Origin of the sequence: Glycomyces niveus (assembly GCF_017592475.1) — a bacterium.
Lineage (GTDB): Bacteria > Actinomycetota > Actinomycetes > Mycobacteriales > Micromonosporaceae > Glycomyces > Glycomyces niveus.
The window spans coordinates 606975-629891 of the sequence record NZ_JAGFNP010000001.1; the positions used below are offsets into that span (position 1 = coordinate 606975).

The 22917-nt window shown below is 68.2% G+C and carries 17 protein-coding genes and 1 pseudogene; 16 read left to right on the forward strand and 2 right to left on the reverse strand.

The features are described from left to right. Entirely contained in the window at positions 1 to 1029 is a 1029-nt protein-coding gene (locus tag J5V16_RS02825; RefSeq protein ID WP_208494457.1) for a LacI family DNA-binding transcriptional regulator, read from the forward strand. Positions 1030 to 1244: 215 nt separating this feature from the next. Further along, positions 1245 to 2663 (forward strand): SGNH/GDSL hydrolase family protein, encoded by a 1419-nt coding sequence (locus J5V16_RS25335; protein WP_208494458.1) that lies wholly within the window; start codon positions 1245 to 1247, stop codon positions 2661 to 2663. Positions 2664 to 2677: 14 nt separating this feature from the next. Here J5V16_RS25335 and J5V16_RS02835 read toward each other — a convergent pair whose 3' ends face one another. Then, positions 2678 to 3691, reverse strand: coding sequence for a LacI family DNA-binding transcriptional regulator (locus J5V16_RS02835; RefSeq protein WP_208494459.1), 1014 nt, complete (start codon positions 3689 to 3691; stop codon positions 2678 to 2680). A gap of 178 nt (positions 3692 to 3869) precedes the next feature. Here J5V16_RS02835 and J5V16_RS02840 point away from each other — a divergent pair, with 178 nt between their 5' ends. The 9 genes from J5V16_RS02840 (at position 3870) to J5V16_RS25675 (ending at position 13883) form a co-directional block, all read left to right on the forward strand. Further along, positions 3870 to 4790 (forward strand): carbohydrate ABC transporter permease, encoded by a 921-nt coding sequence (locus J5V16_RS02840; protein WP_208494460.1) that lies wholly within the window; start codon positions 3870 to 3872, stop codon positions 4788 to 4790. Then, positions 4783 to 5694, forward strand: a complete 912-nt coding sequence (locus J5V16_RS02845; protein WP_208494461.1) for a carbohydrate ABC transporter permease — start codon at positions 4783 to 4785, stop codon at positions 5692 to 5694. Before J5V16_RS02840 ends, J5V16_RS02845 begins: the two co-directional genes overlap by 8 nt. Positions 5695 to 5739: 45 nt before the next feature. After that, positions 5740 to 7038, forward strand: coding sequence for an ABC transporter substrate-binding protein (locus tag J5V16_RS02850; protein WP_208494462.1), 1299 nt, complete (start codon positions 5740 to 5742; stop codon positions 7036 to 7038). Positions 7039 to 7065: 27 nt separating this feature from the next. Continuing rightward, positions 7066 to 8175: a Gfo/Idh/MocA family protein gene (locus J5V16_RS02855; RefSeq protein ID WP_208494463.1), complete on the forward strand. Its 1110-nt coding sequence runs from the start codon at positions 7066 to 7068 to the stop codon at positions 8173 to 8175. Next, a complete protein-coding gene (locus J5V16_RS02860) occupies positions 8172 to 9074 on the forward strand; it encodes a DUF6807 domain-containing protein (protein WP_208494464.1) in 903 nt (300 codons plus the stop codon). The genes J5V16_RS02855 and J5V16_RS02860 overlap by 4 nt, the downstream gene beginning before the upstream one ends. 387 nt (positions 9075 to 9461) lie before the next feature. Beyond that, on the forward strand, positions 9462 to 10271 hold the full coding sequence (locus J5V16_RS02865) for a GH12 family glycosyl hydrolase domain-containing protein (RefSeq protein ID WP_208494465.1): 810 nt from the start codon (positions 9462 to 9464) through the stop codon (positions 10269 to 10271). A gap of 160 nt (positions 10272 to 10431) precedes the next feature. Beyond that, the gene (locus tag J5V16_RS02870) at positions 10432 to 12111 is read left to right on the forward strand and encodes a type 2 periplasmic-binding domain-containing protein (RefSeq protein ID WP_208494466.1); all 1680 of its coding nucleotides are present in this window, start codon (positions 10432 to 10434) and stop codon (positions 12109 to 12111) included. 78 nt (positions 12112 to 12189) lie between these two features. Next, positions 12190 to 13485, forward strand: a complete 1296-nt coding sequence (locus J5V16_RS02875; RefSeq protein WP_208494467.1) for an RICIN domain-containing protein — start codon at positions 12190 to 12192, stop codon at positions 13483 to 13485. Then, positions 13395 to 13883: an SDR family oxidoreductase gene (locus J5V16_RS25675; RefSeq protein WP_208494468.1), complete on the forward strand. Its 489-nt coding sequence runs from the start codon at positions 13395 to 13397 to the stop codon at positions 13881 to 13883. The genes J5V16_RS02875 and J5V16_RS25675 overlap by 91 nt, the downstream gene beginning before the upstream one ends. Before the next feature lie 122 nt (positions 13884 to 14005). On the opposite strand, the pseudogene J5V16_RS02885 reads toward J5V16_RS25675, so the two are convergent. Then, positions 14006 to 14134, reverse strand: a pseudogene (locus J5V16_RS02885) (IS5/IS1182 family transposase); the annotation flags it as partial. A 248-nt stretch (positions 14135 to 14382) separates the two neighbouring features. Between J5V16_RS02885 and J5V16_RS02890 the strand changes: the two are divergent. The 5 genes from J5V16_RS02890 (at position 14383) to J5V16_RS02910 (ending at position 22843) form a co-directional block, all read left to right on the forward strand. Continuing rightward, positions 14383 to 15258: a hypothetical protein gene (locus J5V16_RS02890; RefSeq protein WP_208494470.1), complete on the forward strand. Its 876-nt coding sequence runs from the start codon at positions 14383 to 14385 to the stop codon at positions 15256 to 15258. A gap of 373 nt (positions 15259 to 15631) precedes the next feature. Next, a complete protein-coding gene (locus tag J5V16_RS02895) occupies positions 15632 to 16894 on the forward strand; it encodes an ATP-binding protein (protein WP_208494471.1) in 1263 nt (420 codons plus the stop codon). A gap of 218 nt (positions 16895 to 17112) precedes the next feature. Beyond that, positions 17113 to 20286 (forward strand): AbfB domain-containing protein, encoded by a 3174-nt coding sequence (locus J5V16_RS25340; protein ID WP_408612363.1) that lies wholly within the window; start codon positions 17113 to 17115, stop codon positions 20284 to 20286. 111 nt (positions 20287 to 20397) lie between these two features. After that, positions 20398 to 21405 carry a LacI family DNA-binding transcriptional regulator gene (locus J5V16_RS02905; protein WP_208494473.1) on the forward strand — a complete coding sequence of 336 codons (1008 nt, stop codon included), beginning with the start codon at positions 20398 to 20400 and terminating at the stop codon, positions 21403 to 21405. Between the two features lie 175 nt (positions 21406 to 21580). Continuing rightward, positions 21581 to 22843, forward strand: a complete 1263-nt coding sequence (locus J5V16_RS02910) for an ABC transporter substrate-binding protein (RefSeq protein WP_208494474.1) — start codon at positions 21581 to 21583, stop codon at positions 22841 to 22843. The last annotated feature ends 74 nt before the right edge of the window (positions 22844 to 22917 follow it).

Below are 22917 nucleotides of genomic sequence, written 5' to 3' on the forward strand. Positions count from 1 at the left end.
GTGCGGCGATCGTATCAGCGGGCAACGCTTCGTGACGTCGCGCAGGCGGCCGGAGTATCGCCCTCGACGGCCTCCCGAGTGCTCAACGGCGGTGATCTCCACGTGAGCGAGCGCCTTTCCGCGCGCGTCCTCGCGGTGGCGGAATCCCTCGGCTACGTCTCGAATCAGGCGGCTCGGGCGTTGCGGGGGCGGCGGACGGCAGTCGTCCTGCTCGCGAGCGATCCGAGGACCGCGTCCGTTGCCGCGATCGCCGCCGGGATGGAGGCGGCCGGCCGGGAGCGCGGCGCACTGGTCAGCATCACCGGGGCCGGAAGCGGCACCGCCGCGCACCGGACGGCGCTCGAGGTGCTGCGCGCATTGCGGCCCCGGGCGCTGGTCGTGACGAGTGCGAGCTTCGCTGATGTCCCGAAGGAGCTGGTCCTCCCTCAGCTCGAGCGCTTCCGCGAGGACGGGTGCGGTGTCGTCTTCATCGGCGAGCACGACACGCCGTTTCCGGCGGTCCGCTTCGACGACTTCGAATCCGGGAGGGTCGTCGGCCGCCATATGGGCGGCCTGGGCCGGCGCCGCGCCGCCGTCCTGACCACTCCGGGGCACCCGGCGCTCGACTGCCGCGCCGAAGGGTTCCTGCGGGGCTTGTCCGAGCGGGGCTTTGACCCGGGCTCGGTGGTCGTCGAGCACTGCGAGCTCAGCCGGGACGGCGGCAGAGAGGCGGCAGACCGGCTCGCGCAGCTGCACCCGCGGCCGGACCTCGTGCTCGCGGGCAACGACGTCCTCGCGATCGGCGCGATGAACGAGTTCAGGCGTCTGGGCTTCGATCTGCCGACCGACATCGCGGTGTCCGGAGTCGATGACATCCCGCTCGCGCGTGATGTCACTCCAGCGCTGACTACGGTGGCACTCCCCTTCGAGGAGGCCGGGAGGGCGGCTCTGGAAATGTCCCTCATGTCCGATGCTCCAGAAGACGTGGTGCTGCCCGGGCGGCTCATCGTCAGGTGCAGCGCGATGCTGGAGCATGTCGAAGACCGCTGAGTCGCGGGAGACTCCAATCGGGAGACCCGGTGGGAGCTACGGGGGAGAGGTCCTGCTCCGTACGGGAACGGCAATCCCGGTTGCAAAGCGCTGCAGCTTGACAGGTTCTGGAACCGTTGTCATCATGATTCGAGTCCATAGCCGGCTCATCGTCGGGGTGCTGCTTGCTCCATGCGCTCGCGGCCGACAGCGACATCTCGCCAAGGGAGACCGAAGTGCCCATCGCCAAGCGCGGAGCCGCTTCTCGGCCGCGAACACGGGTCAGTCTGCTCGCCGCCGGTGCCCTGCTCCTCTCGCTCCTATTCGCTCCGCACCCGGCGGCAGCTGCCGATGCCTTGAGCACGGTGCTGATCGATGAGCGCTTCGGCACCCAGACCGTGCCTGCGAACTTCGGCTTTCCGACCGGGGCCAGCGTCGGCGGCGGCGTCTTGAGAGTCACGGAGAACATGCGCAACTACACCACGTCGGTCAGCCGGTTCGACCCGTCGATCATGAGCGAGAAGACACTTGACCTGCGCTTCGACTGGAAGACCTCGATCGCCTCCGACGGGATGAAGACCGGCCTTGAGTTTCGCGACGACGCGGGACGCCTCGTCTTCGCGATCGCGGCGACCGGTTCGCAACTCCGTTACGGCCTCACCGGTCCCGACTCGAGTTCGGCCACAGCGCCCGACTCCCTCAATCCGACCTGGATCAAAACCGGCTTCGACCGCACCAAGTGGTACACCGTGGACCTGCACATGGACTTCACCCTCGGCCGGGTCCAGTACTCGATCGCCACCAAAGAGGCGTCGCCGCGGGTGATGGCCTCCGGTACCGGGGCCATCACGGGCGAGCGCCTGGCGAAGTTCGTGGCCTGCAACTATTACGGGACCGGGGTGCAGTCGATCGACAACTTCCGGCTCGCGCGGCCGGACCACGCCGCCGAAGGGGCTTTGGCCGGAACGTCGGTCTATGCCTTCGGCGACAGCATCGTATACGGCCACAGCTATTCGCGTGGGTTCGTGAACCTGGTGGCCGAACGCGAAGGCATGGCGCTGACCAAGTACGCGGTGAACGGTGCGACCGTGGGGCCGGTTTCGGGTCCCTCCTCCGGAAAGATCCTCACCCAGGTCCGGTCGGCAAGCTCGCAGGCCCCTGACGTCGTCGTCTTCGACGGCGGCACGAACGACGCGCTCACGCTCCATGAACTGGACGGTTACGAGATCGGCGCCGTCGGCGGCTCGTACGACCCCGGCAGCTTCGACACCGGCACCTTCGCCGGATCGTTCGAGGCGACCATCCACGCGATAAAGCAGAAGTGGCCGACCGCCAGCCTGGTTTACGTTCCCGTCCACAAGTTGGGTTCGCGCGACTGGGGCACCCAGCTCGCCCTGCGGGCGGTGACATTGGAGGCCGCTGAGAAGTGGGGTGTGGCCGTAGCCGACGTCTTCGCCGACGCGTCACTCGACACCCGCATCGAAAGCCACCGTGTCGCGTACACGTTCGACGGTCTTGTCGGCGGCTTCCCGGGCACTGGTGGCACGGGCACGCATCCGAACATCGCCGGCATGACCGAGTTCTACGTTCCTGTGCTCACCGCGCGACTGGCCGATCTCGCCCGGGCTGCGACGGAACGGAACTCGGGGACCTGAGTGTGCCCGGGCTGTCAGCGGCACGTCGTCGGGCCGGTCGATTCGCGCCAGATCACGTGCTGCAGAGGACGCGGGGCGGGCTCGAGTTCGCGACCGGAGATTGCTTTGACCAGGCTCAGCATGGCGTTGCGGCCCAGGCCCTCCAGGTTGAGCTCGACGCTGGTCAGGCCCGGCGGCAGGTACTGGCATGCCTCGTTGTTGTCCCAACCGGTGACGCTGACGTCGCCCGGAACGTCCAGGCCGCGCTCGACCAGGGCGCGGATCGCCCCCGAGGCCACGATGTCGTTGGCCGCGACGATGGCGGTGGGCATCTGCTCGTCCGACAGCGAGTGCACCGCGTCGTATCCCGACTTGCCCGACCAGTCGCCGTCGACGACACCGGCGGACTCCAGGCCCAGTCGCTCGACCGTCTCGAGGTAGGCGGCCTTCCTGGCCCGCGCCGAGGCGAACTGCAGGTTCCCCGCCACATGGAAGAACCGGCGGTGTCCGAACTCGACCAGGCCCTCCATGATGGCGACCAGCGGTGAGGCGTCGGCGAGTTCGCCGATGCCGCGCATCTGGTCGTCGAAGTCGGCCGCGACGACGATCGTCCCTCCTTGCGGCAGTTGGTCTCCGGCCCGGGGGGAGATCGGGGCCAGTGCCAGAACGCCCTCGACCTGCCCGGTCCCGACGATCTCGAGCATCCGCTCGGTCCTGGTCTCGACGTCGCCGATGACGCTGACGGCTTCGACGGAGAAGCCGGCTTCGTGGGCGGCCTCAGTGGCGCCGTGGAGCATCCGGGCGGGGTTGTAGAACATCGTCGGGAGCAGGACCGCCAGGCGACCGGTCCGGCGGGTCCTCATCGACCTGGCGACCAGGTTCGGGCGGTAGTTCAGCTCGCTGACGGCCGCGTCGATGCGCGAGAGCGTGTCCGGTTTCAGGCCGTTCCTGGAGCGCAGGTAGCGGGAGACGGTCTGGTGGGAGACGCCGGCCAGGCGCGCGACCTCCTTGATCGTCGGCCGCCTCGGTTCGGTGGAGCGCTCGGTCATCCGTTCGGGTTCCTCTCACTGATGCCGATGTTCATCTTGACACAAGGGTGATCGTTCACTATCTTAGGCTCAACCGCAAATAGTGAACGATCACTATTTCGAGACGCAAAGGAGCGCCGATGCCGGTCCCCGATCCCGCCCGCAGCACGGGCACCGCGAGCCCGCCGGAGGCGGGTCAATGAGCGCCACCGCCGAACTGCGCAATCTGGGCGGTCGCGGCTCGACCGCCAAGCGGCAGAACAAGGCGGCGTTCTGGTTCCTGCTGCCGTGGTTCCTGGGCCTGTTCGCGATCACGCTCGGCCCCATGGCCGCCTCGCTCGCGCTGAGTTTCACCGACTACAACCTGCTGCAGCCCGCGGAGTTCAACGGGCTGGAGAACTTCACCCGGATGCTCGGCGACGAGCGCCTGCACCAGTCCCTCGGCGTCACGTTCACCTACGTCCTCGTGTCCGTCCCGGTCCAGCTGGGGCTCGCGCTGGGCCTGGCCATCCTGCTGGACCGCGGCGTGCGGGGCCTGGCGTTCTACCGCTCGATGTTCTACCTGCCCTCGCTGCTGGGCGCCAGCGTCGCGATCGCGGTCCTGTGGCGCATGGTGTTCGGCGCTGACGGCCTGTTCAACGACGGCCTCGCACTCTTCGGAATCGAGGGGCGCGGCTGGATCTCCGAACCCGAGACCGCCCTGGGCACGCTGATCACCCTGAACGTGTGGACGTTCGGCTCGCCGATGGTGATCTTCCTGGCCGGCCTGCGGCAGATCCCGCGCATGTACTACGAGGCGGCCTCGGTCGACGGCGCGAGCCGCTGGCGCCAGTTCGCGTCGGTGACGCTGCCGCTCCTGACGCCGATCATCTTCTTCAACCTGGTCCTGCAGATCATCCACGCGTTCCAGTCGTTCACGCAGGCGTTCATCGTCTCCGGGGGCACCGGCGGCCCGGCCGACTCGACCCTGTTCTACACGCTGTACCTGTACCAGCGCGGGTTCGGGAACTTCGACATGGGCTACGCCTCGGCCCTGGCCTGGCTGCTGCTGCTCATCGTCGGCGCGTTCACCGCCATCAACTTCTGGGCTTCGAAGTATTGGGTCTTCTACAATGACTGACACCTTCGCCAAGACTGCCCCCGAGGCCACGCAGCCCGGACCGAATCCGGCCCCGACGCGACGGTCCCGGAGCGGCTTCCAACCGGTCCGCTCGATCATGAAGCACGCCTTGCTCATCCTATGCGTGCTGGTGATGCTCTATCCGGTGCTGTGGATGGTCGTCAGCTCGCTGCGGCCCAATGACGTCATCTTCCGGGACCCCAGCCTGCTGCTGAACGACCTCGAGACCGGGAACTACGCGGAGGGCTGGAACGCCTTCGCCGATCCGTTCAGCGTCTACCTGGTCAACTCCTCCATCGTGGTCCTGGGTGCGATCGTGGGCAACCTGGTCTCGTGCTCGATGGCGGCGTACGCCTTCGCCCGCCTGGAGTTCACCGCCAAGCGGTGGTGGTTCGCGATCATGCTGCTGACGATCATGCTGCCGATCCACGTCATCATCGTCCCGCAGTACGTGCTGTTCGCCCAGCTCGGTTGGGTCAACACCTTCCTGCCGCTCATCGTGCCGAAACTCCTGGCCACCGACGCGTTCTTCGTCTTCCTCATGGTCCAGTTCATCCGCGGCGTCCCCATCGAACTCGACGAGGCCGCCCGCATCGACGGCGCCGGCCATCCGCGGATCTTCGCCCAGATCATCCTGCCGCTCATGGTCCCCGCGCTCGCCACCACTGCGATCTTCACCTTCATCTGGACCTGGAACGACTTCTTCTCCCAGCTGATCTACCTGACCGACCCGGACATCTACACCGTCCCGCTGGCGCTGCGCGCCTTCGTCGACGCCCAGTCCGGCACGAACTGGGGCGCTGCGCTCGCCATGAGCGTGGTCTCACTCGTCCCGATCTTCCTGGTGTTCCTGTTCGGGCAGCGATTCCTGCTCAGGGGCATCGCCACCACCGGCGGCAAGTGAACCGCCGCAACCCTTCACCGCAACCCTTCACAAAGGAGCAATCCCATGCAACGCAGACTCATCTTCAAGGGACTCGGCGCCTCCGCCGTGGCCCTGCCCGGCCTGGCCGCCTGCGGCACCGGCGGTGGCGGCGACGTTGAACTGAGCGACGAGCCGGTCACGATCCGCATGACCTGGTGGGGCGCGGACACCCGCGCCGAACTGACCGACCAGGCCATCGCCGCGTTCCAGAAGGAGCACCCGAACATCACCGTCAAGGGCGAGTTCAAGGACTGGGCCGGGTACTGGGACGCCCTCGCGACCACCACCGCCGCGAACGACTCGCCCGACGTGATCCAGATGGACGAGCTCTACCTGGCCTCCTACGGCGACCGGGGCACCCTGCTCGACCTGGCCGACACGAGCGACTTCCTCGACACCTCGGGGTTCGAGGCGGCGACCCTCGAGACCGGGCAGATCGACGGCGCGCAGTACGCGATCCCGATCGGCGCGGGCATGCTCGCGAGCGTCGTCAATGCCGACCTCTTCGCCCAGTACGGCGTCGAACTGCCCGACGACACCACCTGGACCTGGGACGACTACGCCGCGATCGCCAACGAACTCACCGAGAAGAGCGGCGGGGCCATCAACGGCTCCGGCCTCACCGGCGGCACCGACGCGGGCAGCATCCGCTACTGGGCGCGACTGCACGGCAACGAGCTCTACGGCGAGAACGGCGACGTCACCCTCGACCCGGCGGTCCTGGCTTCGTTGTGGGAGTACAACCTGGGCCTGGCCGAGAGCGGCGGGATCGAGAGCGCCGCCCAATCCGTTGAGAGCCAGAGCGCCGGCATCGAAGGCGGCAGCCTCGCCACCGGCAAGATCGCCATGGGCTTCGGCTACAACACGCAGATCACGCCGCTGCTCGCCGCCAGCGGCGCCGACCTCAGACTGCTCCAGCTGCCCGGCAACGCCGAGGCCGCCGCGAACTTCATCAAGCCCTCGATGTACTGGGCGGTCTCCTCCCAGAGCGAGCACCCGGCCGAGGCCGCGACCCTCATCGACTTCCTCGTCAACCACGAGGCCGCCGCCGACATCCTCGGGACCGAGCGCGGGATTCCCGCCAACCCGGCCATGCGCGAGCACGTCGCGGCCGACCTCGACGAGGGCGGGCGGCTGGCCGTGGACTACATCGAGTCGGCCGCCGCAGGGCCCGCCGTGGTGGTCACCCCGCCCGGTGGCAGCGGCTTCGACCCGATGATCCAGCGCTACACCCAAGAGGTCATGTTCGGCGAGCGCACGCCGCAGGAAGCGGCCGAAGCCTTCATCGACGAACTCAAGTCCGAAATCGACGCCGCCGCCTGACCTGCGGCCCGAGTAGAGAAGAGCACCATGCCTGTCCCCAGACCCCCGCTTCGCTGCGGCATCATCGGCGCCGGCGGCATCGCACACGCCCATGCCCACGCCCTGACCGAACTCGGTGCCGAGCTGGCGGCCGTGGCCGAGATCGATCCGGCCAGCGCCGCGGCGTTCGCCGGTCGCTTCCCTGTCGGCGCCGTATACGGCGACGCCGAGACCATGCTGAAGCAGGAGCGGCTTGACCTGGCGCACATCTGCACGCCGCCGGGAACCCATGTGCCGCTGGCGATCGCGGCGATGCGGGCGGGGGTCCCGGCGCTTGTCGAGAAGCCGACCGCGCTGAGTCTGGCCGAGTTGGACGAGCTCGCCGAAGTCGAATCCGAGACCGGGGTGCCGGTGCTGACGGTGTTCCAGCACCGGTACGGTCCGGCTGCGATCCGGCTCCGGCGCCTGGTCGCCTCGGGTGTGCTCGGGCGGCCGCTGGTGGCGACCTGCGAGACGCTCTGGTACCGCGACGACGCCTACTTCGCGGTGCCGTGGCGGGGCCGGTGGGAGGTCGAAGGCGGGGGGCCGACCATGGGCCACGGCATTCACCAGTTCGACCTGCTCCTGTCGATCCTCGGCCCCTGGAGCGAGGTCACCGCGATGGCCGCCCGGCTGTCCCGGCCCACGAACACTGAGGACGTCTCGATGGCCTTGGCCCGCTTCGACAACGGCGCCATGGCGACCGTGGTGAACTCGGTCGTGTCGCCGCGGGAGACCTCCCGGCTCCGGTTCGACTTCGAGCACGCCACCGTCGAACTCGAGCACCTCTACGGCTACCGGCAGGCGCACTGGCGCTTCACCGCCGCGCCCGGGAGCGAAGACCTCGCCAGGTTGTGGTTCGCCGGAGACGAGCCCGATCCCGAGAGCGGCCACCGCCTCCAGATCGAGGCGGTCCTCGACGCGATCGCGGCCGGGACGGAACCGGGCGTCTCCCTCGCCGAGGCGCGCCGGACGCTGGAGTTCGCCGCCGCCACCTACGCTTCGGCCTTCCAGGGCCGCCCCGTCTCGGCCGGCGAGATCGCCGGCTCGGACCCGTTCAACCGCAGCATGGACGGCGGTGTCGTGCCGTGGGCGCCGATCAAGGAGACCTCCGCATGAGCCGCCTCGACATCCGCCACGACATCGACAGCGCGGTGACCGTCGGCGACGGCGAGACCGAGCTGTTCCGCTACGTCTACCGGCCCGACTCGCCGCAACTGGAGTCGCCCAAGCCGTACCTGCACCCGATCCGCACCCGCGCCGGTCACCTGGTGAGCCTGAACCGGCCTTGGGACCACGTGTGGCACAAGGGCATCGCCCTGTCGCTGCCGCATGTGGGGGAGGAGAACTTCTGGGGCGGGCCGACCTACGTCCACGGGCGGTTCTATGTGCAGCTGGAGAACAACGGCACCCAGCTGCATCGGCGGTTCACGCGCATGGAGCAGGTGGACGGGACTGCCGAACTGGTCCACGAACTGGACTGGAACACCCAGGACGGCTCGCCTTGGCTGACCGAGCGCCGCGCGCTGAGCGCGCGTCTGCTCTCATCCGAGGCCTGGATGCTGACCTTCGAAACCGTGCTCCGCAACGTCTCCGGTACGGACCTCGCGATCGGCTCCCCGACGACGAAGGGCCGCGAGAACGCCGGCTACGGCGGCCTGTTCTGGCGCGGCCCGCGCGCGTTCACGGGCGGCCGGCTCGTCACCGCCGAGGGCTCCGGTTCCGGCAACGACATGCGTGGCCAGCGCCACGAGTGGATGGGCTTCGCCGGACGCCACGACGACATCGACGCCACCTCGCTGGTGCTCATGGTCGACGACCCGTCGAACCCGCACCACCCGCCGCAGTGGTTCGCCCGGAGCGAGGAGTTCGCCTGCCTCAACCCCGCCCCGTTCTTCAGCGAGGAACTGACCATTCCGAATGGTGAAGCAGTCCGGTTCCGCTACGGCGTGGGCATTGCCGATGCGGACGCGGCAGCGGCGCAGGAATTGGCGGTGGCGGTGCGCAAGTCGCTATGAGGCGATGAAGCTCAAGACTGTATCGATAAAAACACGCGTTCGAGCAGATCTCCTGATGTGCAGCTGTGGCCGCTGCCCGGATGCATGCAGTGATTCGAATGAAAGACCAGGTGACAGCTGACATCGACTGAATCGGTTCGACGACGGAGAGGTGCTCGGGCTCGAGTTCTGCATTAATTTTACGGCCGCCAGGATTCCCGCAACGCCCTGCGGCGTTGCGGGCTAGAGCATGCCTTATTTCCGCTCTGAGCTCGCAAAACTCGTCCATTCCTGACATTGACAGGCTTGAGTTTTACGATATAACGTAGTTTTGAAAGATGGCCAAACAAATTGTGCGTCCGCGACCGCCCCCGGCCCGACGAGACCGCACCACCGGAAGGAAAAGAGATGCCTCCCGAGACCCGAAGGGCACCGGTCAAACGCCTGCTGCTCGGCATCGCCGCCGCATTCTGCATCGCCCTGGCGTCGACCCTCGTCACGGCCACCCCTGCCCAGGCTGCGAGCACCTGCAACAAGGGCGAGACCATCGCCATGGGCAAGTACTACGTCACCAACAACCTGTGGGGCAACGGCTCCGGCACCGGCTGGCAGTGCACATGGAACAACTGGCAGTCCGGGGACACCATCGGCTGGGGCACCTCCTGGGAGTGGAGCGGCTCGTCCTACTCGGTCAAGAGCTTCTCGAGCTCGGTTCTCGGCTGGCACTGGGGCTGGCAGCGTCCCGGCACCGAACTGCCGGTGCGGCTCAGCGACAACCGGAGCGTCGCGACGAGCTGGAACTACAGCGTGAACGCGTCGGGCACGATGAACGTCGCGTACGACCTGTGGCTGCACCCCCAGTCGAATCCGGACTGGTCGAACAACCCGACCGACGAGATCATGATCTGGCCCTACAAGATCGGCGGGGCCGGCCCCGCCGGCACCAGGCAGGCCACCGTCACCCTCGGCGGCGGCACCTGGGACCTGTACCGCGGCTGGATCGACGCGGGGAACGGCGTCGGATGGAACGTGTTCTCGTTCGTCCGAACCTCGAACACCAACTCCGTGAACTTCGACCTGCGCGACTTCACCGGCAACCTCGTGAACCGGGGCTGGATCAGCAGCAGCAAGTACCTCACCAGCGTCCAAGCCGGTACCGAGGTCTTCACCGGCAAGGGCCAGCTGGACACCAGCAGCTACTGGGTCGACGTGCGATAGCACCGCCGACCCGACCCGGTCCGCCGGGCTCGCCGCGCGCCGGTCCGGACCACTCATGCGACGAGTGGGGGGCCGTCTTGGCGCCGGCCGCCCACTCCATCGCGAACCTCCGTTCGCTCGAGCACTCCCTCAACCGCAGTACCACCGAAAGGACAGCGACGTGGCTACTCCCTCAACCGGATCGATCTTCCGGCGCCGATCACTGCTCAAGGCGGCCGGCCTCGGCGCGGCCGGCGCCGCGGGCCTACCCTTCGTCTCCGCGTGCAGCGACATCGAGACCAGCGGCGGCAGCACCCAGGTCACCGAAGGGTTCGACTTCCTGCCGCAGTACAAGGAATGGCCGCTCCCGGTCGAGCCCGACCTGGTGGGGGAACCGCCGAACCACCGGTCCGGATTCACCTCCTACCCCGAGCCGGCCCAGGCGATCCCCGCGCCCCCCGCGAACACCGGCACCTACCGGATCACCGTCCCGACCTGGCGCACACCCCCTCCCAGCGACGACCCCTACTTCGCGGCGGTCCAGGAAGCATGGGGCGGCACAGTCATCGAACTGGCCCACGCGGACGGCAACACCTACGCCGAGACCTCGAACCAGTGGATCCAGGCCGGCGAGTTCGGCGACGGCATCCACATGTTCAGCTGGATGCTCGGCGCCCACGCCGACTTCCGCGAGACGGTCGTCAACCGGTTCTACGACCTGACCGACATCCTCACCGGCGACATCTCCGACCGCTGGCCCCTGCTCGCCGGCCGGGTCACCGAAGCCTGGGGCCGATCGGTCTGGTCGAGGGACCCCGAGGACCCCGAGAGCGCCCGCCTCTACGGCATCCCGGGCAGCCTGGCAGGTGGTCCGCAGAACGGGATGTACGTCCGCACCGATCTGCTCGAGGCGGCGGACCTGGCCGTGCCCACCACTGTCGACGAAGTGCTCGAGGTCGCCCGCGCCTGGTCGGACGACCCGGCCGGCAGATGGGCGTTCTACGGCCTCGACTACCTCACGCCCCAGTGGTTCGGCCTAGCCTCCGGCAACGGCTGGGCCTGGATCGACGGGAAACTCGTCCACAACTGCGAGCGCGCTGAGTACACCGAATGGCTCGAGTTCCGGCGCACGGTCTGGGACGAGAAGCTCATCCACCCCGACGCCCCCACGGCCTCACTCGACCCCAAAGAGCTGCACAAGGCGGGAACGATCCTGTTCCACCAGGACGGCATGTCCTATTGGGGCGACTTCAACGGCGCCGTCACCAGAGGCGAGATCGAAGGCGCCGTGGTCCCGCTCGGCCCCGTCGCCGCCGCCGGGAGGGCTCCCGTGGTGTTCGGCGTGGCCGATGTCGAAGGCTGGCTGTTCCTCAGCAAGAGCCTCTCGACAGAACAGGTCGAGGAGATCCTGGACGTCGCCAACTTCTGCGCCGCGCCGTTCGGCACGATCGAGAACCAACTGCTCGACTACGGCATCGAGGGCGAGCACTTCGAGTTCGACGCCGACGGCGTCCCGCGGACGAACGAGCACGGCAGTGCGACCGTCGGCGACTACTACGGGATCTCGGGCAAGGTCCAGACCTTCCACACCGGCGACCCGGTACTCGTCCAGCAGCGGTTCGACTACGACGCCGCGGTTCTGGACCACCTCGAGAAGGACATCTTCGCAGGCGTCCGCGTCGAAGCCCCCGCGGCGTTCATCTCCGCGTCGCAGACGCTGAAGGACCAGGAGGCCGACGTGGTCTACGGGCGCTCCCAGATCGCTGACATCCCGGCCATGGTCGACACCTTCCTCAACAACGGAGGCGAGGACGCGCGAGCGTCCTTCACCGACGCCTACAAGGTCGTCAACGGAGGCTAAGGCAAAGGCGGGGGAGCGGCACGCGCCGCCGGACGCGGCCGCTCCCCTCTTCCCGTCCTCCTCCGAAAAGGATTCCTCATGGCAATGCAACGACGCACGTTCCTGCACCTGGGCGCGGCCGGAGCGCTGGGCGCCGGCGTATCGATCCTCGGTACCGCTCCGGCACACGCCGAACCCGCCCCTGCCAACCTGTTCGCCGTGGGGGTGCGCCGGTACGACTGGTACCGCGATACCCGCCCGGTCACCACCTACGTCTACTACCCGGCGGCCGGCACCGTCGGCGGCGCCCCGGTCGCGAACGCCCCGGTCGCCGACGGCGTCTTCCCCGTCTACGCCTACACCCACGGCCTGGGCGGCAACCCGGCGAACTCCACATTCGCCCCGGGCCTCGCCTCGGCAGGCTTCATCGTCCCGTCCCCGCACTTCCAGCACAGCCTGAACGACGTCAACAGCGGCAACACGTCCCGCGACGTCTCACAGGCGCTTACGAACACCCTCGCGCTCAACACCAGCGGGCCGCTCGCCGGACACATCCGCACCGACATCGGCGTCGGCGCTTGCGGCCACTCCATGGGCGGCATGACGACCCACGGCCTGCTCACCTCCTGGCCCGACAGCCGGATCATCTCCGCCAACCCGCAGTCGTGCCTCGACATGGGCACCCCCTCCAGCACCGTCAATGCCAAGGTCTTGTTCGTCCACGGCGACGAAGACCCGACGACCGCGTACTCCTCTGGCAGGCAGGCCTACAACGAGATCACCTGGCCGAAGGCGTTCCTCACCTTCCTCGGCGGCGGCCACAGCGACTTCTGGGACGAGCAGCGCTTCAGGAACACCGTCCGGAACTGGGCGCAATGGACGATGTACGGCGACACCGCGGCCCGAGACCGCCTGCCCGTCGACGCGGCCGGATCCAACACCAAGTGGGAAGCCGCGCTGGGCGGCGCCCCCGGCGGTTCGGGCGCCTTCCGGCTCGTCGCGCAGCACAGCGGGAAGTACGCCGACATCAACAGGGTCTCCACCAGCGCCGGCGCGCTGCTGCACCAGTGGTCGGGCACCGGCCGCACCAACCAGCAGTTCGAGTTCGTCGACACCGGTGACGGCCACTGCAAGATCAAGGCCCGCCACTCTGGCCTGGTCCTGCAGGTCGCGAACAACAGCAACGGCGCTGACATCACCCAGCAGGCCGACTCGGGCGCCCACAGCCAGCACTGGTGCCTGACCGACCACGGCGGCAACGTCGTCAGCATCATCAACCGCCAGTCCGGCCTCGCCATGGACGTGTGGGGCCACTCCAGCGCGGACGGCGTCCGCATCTCCCAGTACACCTACACCGGCAGCGCCAACCAGCGCTTCACCCGTCAACCGGTCTGACTCCAGCGAGCCAGGCGACTCCCTGTGCGGCCGGGCCACCCCCGGCCGCACAGGCGTGTCTTGAGCGCGAGGGCGCCGACAGCAAGCACTCCGTCATCCGGTTCTCCCAAGCCAGGGCCGGGGCCTTCGGCGCCAAAGGCGCCCGGATCCTCTCGGTCTCGCCCGGCAGCTTCGACACCGCCATAGGCCGACTTGAAGAGAAGAGCGGTTCCGGCGATCTCGTCGACCATGCCGCACTGCGGCGCTACGGCCGTCCCGAAGAGAACGCCGAAGTCCTCGCCTTCTGCGCGAGCGAACGACCGGGCTACCTCACCGGCACCGACATCCTGTGCGATGGCGGCGCCACCGCCGGACTCAGCCGCAAAGACCGCCTCGCCATGGCACGCGGCAAGCGCTAGGTGGAGGCCATCCATGCCGCGAAGGTTCGAGCCCAGACGTTCTCGGGCAACATGTCCGGGTAGATCAGGCCGGGTCCGATGAGGACGGCATCGATCATGGACTGTTCCCGTGAGCCCGCTTACCGGTAGTTCTTCGACTTCGCCGTGACGGTGTGGTCTCTGGTCGGGACCAGGGTGCCGTCAACGATGAGCACCGTCTCGGGCGCGTATCGCCTTCGGGGATGCAGGGCGAGCTTGGGTGCGAGGTCGTCGCTCATGGCGAACCGCACGAACCCGAGACGCCCCGGGACCGCGGGTGCGTCCGGGCCAGATTCGAATACAGATCCGGATGACGGTGGGCCGTAGGATGTCGGGCACCGCCATGCCCCGGCTCACCTCACCTTGCGATCGGACGAGAATGCATTCCACTGGCAGCCAAGATGTTCCCGCTGATCTCGCCCGGTGGGGGCTGCATGCCTTCGCCCTCGGCGCCCGGAGCACACCGCACTCGGTGGTGGCCATGGATGACAACGGCGCCCTGCTCTACCACGCCCGCCAAGGCATCACGCTCGGCAAGCTCGAAGCACACGGCATCACCGCTTCCCAAAGCCAGCTCGCACTCTTGCAGGCTTATGGCCTGGTCACCCTCGACGGCGACCGGGTCACCACCGCGTTCCCTGTGGTCGGGCCCGAAGTCCTCGACGCGCTGCGACCGCGCATACGTCAGCTCGCTGCTGACCTGGTGCCGCAGATCAGCAGCGCGGTCGACGCGATCTCTGCGGAATTGCGTCGAAGGGGCCATGCCGGACACGACTACACCGTGGTCTTCGGGCACGCGGTCGACGGCGTGCTCTGGGACCGGCTCCGAGCCCACGGCCTGGCGCCGACCACCGAACTCAGCATCGAACGCCCGTACTGGAACGGCGCCTTCTGGGCGATCTACCCGCCGATCACGGTCGCCGCCGGCGTGAATGAAAGCTCAGGGACCGAGGCGACACTGGTCATGGTCTGGACCGACACCACCTCCCGAGCCTTGTGGGACCTGGCCCGATCCGAAGCGGGACAGACGCTCACTGGCGACCCGACCGCCCAGACCGAGATCCCGGTCCTGGCCGCCGACGAGAGCGATGCCCTCCACCGCCACAGCATGAGCATCGCCGACACCATCGCACGGATACTTCGATCCGACCATCAGGCCCAGGCGCTGCTCGACGCGATCCCAGACGCGAACACGCACGAGAGCACGCTCATCCTGGCCCACGAACTCATCTGGGAGATCATGGAAGCACTCGTCGCAGCCGGGCACCTGCAACCCCCACCAGGCATGCGCGACCAGGACCCCACCGGACAGTCGCTGAGCGAGCAACTACTCCTGCGGCTTCACCCGCGAGACTGACGGTCAACGCGAAGCCCGCCAGCCCCCGCGGGATCAAGACCGCGCGCTGAGCACGAACGGCCTCGGCAGCATCAACAAGGCCACGACTCGCAAACTCCGTCCACACGCCGACATCCGGGACAACTCTTGGAGCGCACCTGCCAGCCGACCAGCGCGGGCACAAGGATAGCCGGACGGCTAGTGAAGTTGCAGCCTTGAGTTCCCACTCAGCGCCTTCGCTGCCAGGCAGCCCGCCGTACTGACCTGCCTACCACCCGAAGAGGGATAGTGAGCGTGAGCGACCCAAGCAGGCCTGAAAATGCCGACAAATATAAGGCTAGTATCACGGCGAATTAATTATTCTACTCATAGAATCGTCGAATACGCTTCTAGAATGTCATCGCTACTGCCCCGCCACGCCCTCGCCAGGCTGAACGAACGTCTCGACGCCTTCCGGATCGTGATCGTCGGCGGTCCCCGACAGGCCGGCAAGACCACCCTGCTCCGGCTGTTGCACCAGGAACGCGGCGGAACGTTCAACACCCTTGACGACGCCACCACCCTGCAGACGGTCCGGGCGGACCCGACGGGGTTCGCCGAGTTCGGGGCCACCCCGCGGATCATTGACGAGGTGCAGCGCGGCGGCGACGACCTGCTTATCGCGATCAAACGCCTCGTTGACCTGGACGACGCCGAGGGCCAATTCGTGCTGTCGGGCTCGACCCGGTTCCTGACCGTCCCGACCCTGTCTGAGTCTTTGGCGGGCCGAGCGGTCTTCATTGACCTGTGGCCCCTCAGCGCCGCCGAACGTACTCGCGCTGATATCGATGCGCCTGCCCTGCTCTTCGCACCCGATGAGCTGCGCGCCATGCCACTGGCCTCCACCTGGAAGCGGGCTGACTACTTCGACCTCGTGTGCGCCGGAGGCTACCCTGAAGCGGTGCGGATCGGTTCGGACCGGCTGCGAGCGGACTGGTTCGAAGGCTATGTCTCCACCGTCGTTCTTCGCGATGTCGCCGCGTTCGCCGATATCCGCCGCGCCGATCTCATTCCGCGGCTGCTGCGGCTCATCGCCGCCCGTAGCGGCTCGGGACTGGTCATGGCCGATCTGGCTCGCAGCCTCGAGCTCAACCACGCGACGGTTCGCGACTACCTCGGCTACCTCGACATCGTTTACCTGACTTCGAACCTGCCCCCGTGGTCGACCAACCTCACGTCGAAACTGGTCAAGACCCCCAAGGCCTACATCACCGACTCCGGCTTGGCCGCCGCGCTCCTCGGCGCCGAGGCCTCCGCGCTCGCCGCTCCTGGGCACGAGCTCGCCGGACCGTTGGTCGAGACCTTCGTGTTCACCGAGCTCACCCGCCAGCTGGCGACCAGCGAAGTCCGGGCCGAGCTGTCGTTTTTCCGAGACCGGGACGGCCGCGAGATCAACTTCGTCCTCGAACGACGCGACGGCACTGTCGTCGGCATCGAGGTCAAAGCCGCCGCGACTGTCCGCGACGATGCGTTCAAACATCTCCGGTGGATGAAGGAGCGACTGGGCGACCGCTTCAAAGCCGGATATGTGGTCTACCTCGGCGACCAGATCCGCCCCTTCGGTCCCGACCTGACGGCAGTGCCGCTCGCAGCGCTTTGGGCCGGAACGGCACTGTAGAAGATCAATCGCGCCACTCCCACTCGCCTCCGCTCGGCCGGCCGCGACCCATCGAGGACCTTCGAAGACCATCTCACCGGAGATCTCGGCCTTCCCATCACCGGTGATCGAGGCGGCGGCTGAAGCCGCGGCCAGCACCAGGCTCTTGCTTCCGCAGATCGGAGCCGGTACGTTGTTCAGCGAACCGGTTCGCCGTAGTGACACTGCTCGAAGTGTCGATGGGCGGCGGACTTCTCAATGTTGAGAGCGAGGCGAAAATGAACGTACGAGCACGGCGGGCCGCACGAATATGCAGTGTCATTGCGGCGGCCGCGATCATCCCCTTGACTGCGGTGCCCGCCGCAGGTCAGGAAGCGGGTGTCATCAGGGTCGATCTCGGGAAGACCACCGGAGACTTCCTCGGAGGGGCGTCGGGCACACTGTACGGCCTCTACGACGAGGGACTCCCTTCCGAGAACCTCATCGACGGCATCGATCTGACCACGGTCGCCACCAAGGCGCAGGACGGCCCGCAGCACCCGGGCGCAGACGCGCTCGAAGTCCTCGGCCCGGTGGTAGAGGCCTCGAGCGGCGACGTGTACATCTACATGACCGACGTCCACCGCGGCTTCCCCTACCAATGGCCGGGCGACACCCCGGAGGAGAAGCTCGACCTCTACATGGAGAAGATCCGACTGCAGGTCGAGCAGGTGGCCGCCTTGCCGGCGGAGCAGCAGGACAACGTCGTGTTCATGCCGTACAACGAGCCTGAAGGCAACATGTTCGGCACCGGCACCTGGAGCTACAACCGCGTCAGCTGGCTGAACGACCCGCAGTACTTCTTCGCGGCCTGGGACCGCGCCTACGCGGAGATCCGCTCGATCCTGCCTGAGGCGCGCATCGGCGGCCCGAACACCAGCACCCTCTACAACCAGGTCGAGGGCTTCCTGGCGCACACCGTCGCAGCCGGGACGGTGCCGGACGCGGTGGTGTGGCACGAGCTGTCCGCCCCCGCCATCATCAGGTCCAACGTGGACAAATATCGGGGATGGGAGGCCGAGCACTTCGCCGGCACGCCCTACGAGGGCACCCGACTGCCGATCAACATCACCGAGTACGCGTACAACTACCACACCTCCGTCCCCGGCCAGATGATCCAGTGGATCTCCGCCCTGGAGGACAAGAAGGTCTACGGCGACATCGCCTACTGGAACATCGACGGCAACCTCTCCGACTCGGCCGTGCAGGCCAACCGCGCCAACGGCCAGTGGTGGCTCCTGCACGCCTACAGCCAGATGCGCGGCGCACAGACCGTTGCGGTCACGCCGCCGCGGCCGGGCGTCAGCTACACGCTGCAAGGCGTCGCGGCCCTCGACACCGACAAGCGGCAGGCCCGCGTCCTGCTCGGCGGTGCGAGCGGGGCGTACACGCTCGCGCTCGACAACGTCCCCTCCGGGGTCTTCGGCCAGAACGTGCACGCGGTCGTGCGTGAGATCGGCTGGAGTGGCCAGCTCGGCGACTCCGCCCAACCCTCCACGGTGGCCGAAGTCGACCTGGCAGTCTCAGGCGGCACCGCCGAACTCGACTTCGGCTCCGGCGGACTGCCGGCGCTCAACGCCGAATCCGCCTACGAGGTCATCGTGACACCGAGCGTCGCTCCCGGCGATGCGGCCGTCCCGCGAACGGCATGGGAGTCGACGTACGAGGCGGAGAACGCCACCTTCACCGGCACGGGCCTGCAGCGCAATGGCCCCGAAGGTTCCCCTTCCGCCGTCGCGAAGTTCTACACCTCCGGCGGTTACAACGTCGGCGGGATGCGGACCGGCGCGAACAACGCGCTCGCGTTCAACGTCAGCGTCCCCCAGGACGGCGTCTACGATCTCAGCGTCTTCGCCAGCTCCCTCAACACCGATCCCGAAGTGCAGGCCCAGGGGCCGACGAACATGTTCCTGCGAGTCGACGGCGACGCCGCCACCGAGCAGGAGCTCTTCTTGACCCTCGGCTACAAGTGGGTGGTGTGGGACCACACCGACACCAAGGTCGAACTCACCGCCGGGGACCACGTCATCACCCTGGCCACCCGCAGCCTCGACGGAACCGGCGCCATCACCGGCGACGTCATCCTCGACAAGATCGACCTGTCGCTGCCCCGCCCGGGTCCCGCCGGCGACGTGTACGAGGCCGAGTTCGCCGAGCTCGACGGCGGCGCCGCCCCCACCTACGCGAGCACGCACCGCGGCTCCGGCCCGGGCGCTGCCGCCGTACCGGTCGGCGGCGAGGCGACGTTCTGGGTGTACTCCCCGGACGACGCGTCCGCCCTGCTCGACGTCGCCTCGCGCGGCGACCGCAAGGTCGAGCTCGAAGTCAACGGCCAGACCGTGAGCACCGGACAGGGCGGCATCGCCAACGCCTTCCTGCTCGGCGGCGTCAACCAGGTCACCGTCAAAGGCGCGCAAGGACTCGAGGTCGACCGACTCGCCGTGACGCCCTCCGGTGAGACCACCGGGGCCGTCTACGAAGCGGAGGACGGCACGCTCGCCGGAACCGCCAGTGCGGCCAGCCTGTCCCTCGCCTCCGGTGGAGCCGCGGTCACCGGCATCGGCGGCGATCCCGGCAACGGGAACACCCTGACGTTCGACGACGTCGAGGTGACGAAGGCCGGCGAGTACGCGCTGACCTTCCGGTACTCCAACGAGGAGCAATCGCCTTCGACGCATTACAACCCGGACCCGGTCGCACGGTACGCACTCGTGTCCATCAACGGCGCCGCCCCCGTCCGCGTGGTCTTCCCGCACTCGTTCCACGAGAACAACTTCTGGGAGCTGACCGTGCCGGTCGACCTCAAAGCCGGGGTCAACTCGATCGTCGTGCGCGGCGAGGAGAAACCGCAGTGGGACGGCACCACCTACGCCTCCGACACCTGGCCCGGCGTCCCGCTGCGATCGCAGTACGCGCCGAACCTCGACCGGATAGCCGTCACGCCGCTGTTCGAGGACATCGCCTGGCGCGAACTGCAGTCCTTCAACTACCCGGACCGCCTTGTCCGGCACGTGAACGGGAACGTCCGGCTGGAGCGGAACCCCGATCCCGAAGCCGACGCGCAGTTCCGGATGGTGCCCGGCCTCGCAGACGGCTCGGCCGGGTACGTGTCGTTCGAGTCGGTGAACCACCCGGGACACTACCTGCGGCACTCGTTCTTCGAACTCGTGCTCGCCCGCGACGACGGCACGGCGCTGTTCGACAGGGACGCCACCTTCAAGATGACCGAAGGCCTGGCCGATGAGTGGTGTACGTCGTTCCAGTCGTACAACTACCCCGCCCAGCACCTGCGCCACGCGGGCTTCGAACTGCAACTCGATCCGATCGAGTCGGAGATCGACCGCGCCGACGCCACCTTCTGCGTCACGGTCTGATCATCCCTTGTGGCGGCGGCCCGGGGAGCCCCCCCCCCCCACACAATGGGGGGCAAAACTCAGGGGCGACCCTACACTGGACCGGTTCGAGCGGGGAGCGGAAGGAGCAGCGTGGCCACGATCGGCGATGTAGCACGGGAAGCCGGGGTGTCGCGCAGCACCGTCTCCTCGGTCCTGACCGGCCGCAAGTACGTCAGCCCCGAGACCCGGGCCAAGGTCGACGCCGCGGTCGCCAAACTCCAGTTCTCGGTCAACGCCGGTGCGCGGGCGCTGGCGACCTCGCGGACCATGGCGCTGGGCGTGGTCGTCGGCTTCCACGAGGCCGAGTTCAGCCCGGCGCTCGCCACCTACCTCGTCGCCCTGTCCGACGCGGCGCGCGAGGAGGGCTACTCGGTCGTGCTGCTGACCGAACCCGACGGCGTCGAGGCGGTGCGACGGGCGATCTCCGGCCGCCAGGTCGACGGATTCGTCCTGCTGAACGTGGTCGACGAGGACCCGCGGCTCGAACCGATCAACCAGGCGCGCTACCCCGCGGTCCTGCTCGGGATGCCCCAGGACCCCCGCGGTGTCGACGCGGTCGACCTCGATTTCGCCGCTGGAGCCGCGATGCTGGTCGACCACCTCGCGGACGCGGGCCACCGCGAAGCGGTGTTCCTCAGATGGCCCGAAGAGCTGTACGACGCGGGCAGCACCTATGCGAACCGATTCGCGTCCTCGGCCTACGAGCGGGCCGAACGGCGCGGCCTCCGTCTCGTCCCGATCGCCGTGCCGGTAGGACCCGAGCAGGTGCGCGCGACCCTTCGCGACGTGCTCCGAAACCCCGAGAATCCGCACGCGCTGCTGATCCACAACGACGCCGCCGTCGCAATGCTCCCCTTCGCGCTCCACGACCTCGGGCTCGAAGTGCCCACCGACCGGAGCGTCGTGTCACTGCACGCGGCCGAGCTCGCGCGGCTCTACGTCCTGTCGTTCACCGCGGTCGAGTCCGAGCCCGTCGCCGTCTGCCAGACCGCGGTCGAGATGCTCGCCAAGCGGATCGCCTCGCCCGAGAGCCCCGCCCAGAAGCGGCTCATCGTGCCGCATCTGGAGTCGAAGGGCAGCGTCGGAACCGCCGCTTAGGGCCGTCCTCGGGAGGTACCTCACGCCCTCGAAGTCCCAGCTCACAAACCAGCGAACCGGTTCGCCTTGACGGCGGCCGACCGGTCTGGCATCATCGTCAGCGAACCGGTTCGCTGGCTATCGGAATCCCTCGAGCCAGCGAGTCACCGGCGGAACCGACTCGATGAAGAGGCCGATGAACATGACCAACCCGACACTTCGCCGGTGCGTCGCCGCCGGCGCCGTCCTGGCGATGGGCGCCCTCGCCGCCTGCTCCGGCGGCACGCCCGAACCTGGTGAGGACGGCAATGCGAGCGAAGGCTCGACGACCGCGGAGATCGCCTTCTGGGACCCCTACCCGCAGCACGCCGAGGGCTCGGCGTGGGACGCGCACGTCAAGTCCTGCGCACCTGAAGGATCGACGATCGTGCGCACCAGCGCGCCGCAGACCGACCTGTTCAACCAGCTCACGACCGCGGTGAAAGAGGGCGGCGCGCCTGACGTGGTGCTGCTCGACAACCCGATGATGCCCGAAGCCGTCGCCGCCGGCATGCTGGCGACCGCGGAGCAGGCGGGCATCGACACCAGCGGCGTGGACGAGAACCTGATGGGACCCGGCGTCGTCGACGGCACCGCCTACGGCGTCCCGTTCGGCTCCAACGCGCTCGGCCTGTACTACAACGCCGACCTGCTGGCCGGAGCCGGTGTCGACCCGGCATCGGTCACCGACTGGGACTCGCTGAATGCCGCGATGGCCCAGGTCGTCGCGGACGGCGGCAAGGGCATCACCTTCTCGGGCGTCGCCGGTGAAGAAGGCGTCTTCCAGTTCCTGCCCTGGTTCTGGGGCGCCGGAGCCGACCTGTCGGACATCTCCTCGGACGAGGCCGTCGCGGCCGGCCAGCTGCTCTCCGACTGGATCGGCGAGGGCCTGGCCCCCAAGTCGGCGGCCACCGACAACCAGTCGGCGGCATGGGACCTGTTCCTCACCGGCGAGTACGCCTTCGCCGAGAACGGCTCATGGTTCGCCGCGGCCGCGGCCGAAGCCGACTTCGAGGTCGGCGTCATCCCGATCCCGACGAGGGACGGCGGCGTCGCACCGGTGCCGACCGGCGGCGAGTTCGCCGTGGCCCCGATCCAGTCCGAGAACGCCTCCGACCACTACGCGAACGCTGCCGCCGTCATCGCCTGCCTGTCCGAGGGCGAGGCCGCGTTCCAGACCAACGAGACGCTCGGCTACCTCTCGGCCAAGCCCGATGTCCGCGCCGAGCAAGCGGCCCAGTCGCCGCTGTGGGAGCCGTGGGTCGCCGCGGTCGAGGGCGCCCAGGGCCGCACCACCGATCTCGGCAGCGAGTACGTCGACGCCTCCGCCTCGCTCTCCGGGGCGATCCAGGCGGCGCTCAACGCCGCGGGCGACCAGGCCGCCGTCGAGGCCGCTTTCCAGGACGCGGGCGGATTCTGACGGGCCGTGGGCCCCCCCCCCGGCGGGGCCGCCCACCCGCGGCCGGCTCTGGGGAAAACTCGAGATGGCACGCG

What these genes read in the sequence shown, in the direction of transcription:
- J5V16_RS02835 (WP_208494459.1), bottom strand. Translation starts at nt 3,691, where the DNA reads ATGACCGAGCGCTCCACCGAACCGAGGCGGCCGACGATCAAGGAGGTC.
- J5V16_RS02840 (WP_208494460.1), top strand. Translation starts at nt 3,870, where the DNA reads ATGAGCGCCACCGCCGAACTGCGCAATCTGGGCGGTCGCGGCTCGACC.
- J5V16_RS02845 (WP_208494461.1), top strand. Translation starts at nt 4,783, where the DNA reads ATGACTGACACCTTCGCCAAGACTGCCCCCGAGGCCACGCAGCCCGGA.
- J5V16_RS02850 (WP_208494462.1), top strand. Translation starts at nt 5,740, where the DNA reads ATGCAACGCAGACTCATCTTCAAGGGACTCGGCGCCTCCGCCGTGGCC.
- J5V16_RS02855 (WP_208494463.1), top strand. Translation starts at nt 7,066, where the DNA reads ATGCCTGTCCCCAGACCCCCGCTTCGCTGCGGCATCATCGGCGCCGGC.
- J5V16_RS02860 (WP_208494464.1), top strand. Translation starts at nt 8,172, where the DNA reads ATGAGCCGCCTCGACATCCGCCACGACATCGACAGCGCGGTGACCGTC.
- J5V16_RS02865 (WP_208494465.1), top strand. Translation starts at nt 9,462, where the DNA reads ATGCCTCCCGAGACCCGAAGGGCACCGGTCAAACGCCTGCTGCTCGGC.
- J5V16_RS02875 (WP_208494467.1), top strand. Translation starts at nt 12,190, where the DNA reads ATGGCAATGCAACGACGCACGTTCCTGCACCTGGGCGCGGCCGGAGCG.
- J5V16_RS02890 (WP_208494470.1), top strand. Translation starts at nt 14,383, where the DNA reads ATGGATGACAACGGCGCCCTGCTCTACCACGCCCGCCAAGGCATCACG.
- J5V16_RS02895 (WP_208494471.1), top strand. Translation starts at nt 15,632, where the DNA reads ATGTCATCGCTACTGCCCCGCCACGCCCTCGCCAGGCTGAACGAACGT.
- J5V16_RS25340 (WP_408612363.1), top strand. Translation starts at nt 17,113, where the DNA reads ATGGGCGGCGGACTTCTCAATGTTGAGAGCGAGGCGAAAATGAACGTA.
- J5V16_RS02910 (WP_208494474.1), top strand. Translation starts at nt 21,581, where the DNA reads ATGAACATGACCAACCCGACACTTCGCCGGTGCGTCGCCGCCGGCGCC.